Consider the following 1,934-nt stretch of genomic DNA (forward strand, 5'->3'; position numbering starts at 1 on the left):
TAGAGTAGAGGGAGTTTAATTCTCGCCCCTCTCATTGCACCGGACGTACGGTTCCGTATCCGGCGCTACATTTGTAATTCTTTACGAGATATATAATATTCTAGCGGATCGACCAATCCTGGGCGATCTGCTTTCTTTATCCCTAAGACTTGGGGACTGAGCAGGAAATTTACGACTTGTCCTGCACTGCGCTTATACCATCCTAATCGCGCATTGGCTACTTTGCGGATATCTTCGTCGCTAAAGTTGCACTTTAGCGCCTTGTTTATTCGCATCAGGTTGGTATATATTCTTTTGGAGCGCTTCCATTGCTTAATGATTACTACTCGTATCTTATGGCGCATCCATTGACTGAATTTAAACAGAAAGTGTTTCATATCGCCAATTTTGAAGTAGTTGATCCAGCCTCTGACTACTTGATTTATCTTAGTAAAAACCACTGATAAGGGCTGGGCAGCTGCTTTACGGCGACTCAACAGTTCTCTAATCTTGTCGTAGAGCTTGGCTTTGCGGTCGTCTCCTGGCTTTGTCTGCCAGCGTTCGCCGTTTTTCCAGAAGGTAAATCCTAGAAAATTGCTCTTGGTTGGTCGCACGACTTTAGTTTTAGTTGCGTTGACCTTTAAGAACAGTTTCCTTTCTAGCCATGACGAGATTGACTTCATGACCCGATCAGCCGACTTTTTGCTTTTAACGAAGATATTGCAGTCATCGGCATAGCGCACGAAGTGCACGCCTCTTTGTTCTAATTCCTTATCCATTTTATCTAAATAGATATTCGATAGAATCGGCGAAAGAGGTCCGCCTTGTGGCACGCCAAGCTTATTGGGCTTAACCAAGCCATCTTCCATGATTCCGGCTTTTAGGAATGCCCGGATCAAGTGGAGGGTGGTTTTGTCGTTTACCTGCTCTCTGATTATTGAAATTAATTTATCATGATTGACCGTGTCAAAGTATTTCTCAATGTCTAAATCAATTACCCATTGGTAGCCTTCATCTAGGTATTCCAAGACTTGCTCTATGGCATCGTGAGCACTGCGTTTTGGTCTAAAGCCATAGCTATGGTCGCTGAAGCGGGGATCATATATCTTCATCAAGACTTGGGCGATTGCCTGTTGGATTACCCGATCCACGACGGTTGGGATTCCCAGCGGACGCTTCTTGCCATTGGCTTTAGGTATGTAGACTCTACGTACGGCTTGCGGACGATATTTCATTTTCATGATCGAATCCTTGATTTCCGCTTGGTGCTTCTTAAAGTAGCCGTCAAGCTCATCGACCGTTTTATTGTCCACTCCAGGAGCGCCCTTATTGATTTTGACTCTGTGAATTGCTTCTTTGAGATTGCCTTGGCTTAAAATCTGCTCTATCAATTCCATCTCGTGATATCTCCATTTCTATTTGTAAATCTATTCGGAATCGTCCCAATTGCTTTCACCATCAAAGAGTTACGTTCTCTTTGTGCTAGGCTATCCTCTTATTCGGACTGTCTGAACATTGCTTATAGCAGGATATTCTCTTACAAACATTAGGTCCTTCGCATCCAGCTCTATTACAGAGCCTTCATCGCTACTATGACCTCAGCTGACTTCTCGTGGCTAACCTTTTTCGACCAGGCTTACGATCGCTGTTATTAAAGCTTGCTCGGCTTGCCTGTCCACGAGATCTCTCGGGGTAAGACATTCATCTCTTATTTTCCACTGCCTCCTGGTTTACCGTCTTGGTTTTACGGTTGTCTTTTGGACTTCGACTTGTCTTGCAGTCTTATCCACCATTTGGCCTGACCAGATTTCTGTACGTAGGCTCGGAAAACTCGCTAGCCACTTCCTTCACCCATAGCGTCACCGCTATCAGCTTGTGGTTCACTACACTTGGCGACAACTACCCGTGGTCTAGACTTTCACTAGACTAGATGAAATGTCATGCCCGACACACAA

At 44.7% G+C, this 1,934-nt stretch carries 1 protein-coding gene; it reads right to left on the minus strand.

What is annotated here, in order from left to right:
- Nucleotides 1-65 precede the first annotated feature (65 nt).
- A complete protein-coding gene (gene ltrA, locus CP357_RS09800; RefSeq protein ID WP_087236567.1) occupies nucleotides 66-1,376 on the minus strand; it encodes a group II intron reverse transcriptase/maturase in 1,311 nt (436 codons plus the stop codon).
- Between the last annotated feature and the right edge of the window lie 558 nt (nucleotides 1,377-1,934).

Origin of the sequence: Lactobacillus sp. UMNPBX6 (genome assembly GCF_002553975.1) — a bacterium.
Taxonomy (GTDB): Bacteria; Bacillota; Bacilli; order Lactobacillales; family Lactobacillaceae; genus Lactobacillus; species Lactobacillus gallinarum.

What these genes read in the sequence shown, in the direction of transcription:
- ltrA (WP_087236567.1), bottom strand. Translation starts at nt 1,376, where the DNA reads ATGGAATTGATAGAGCAGATTTTAAGCCAAGGCAATCTCAAAGAAGCA.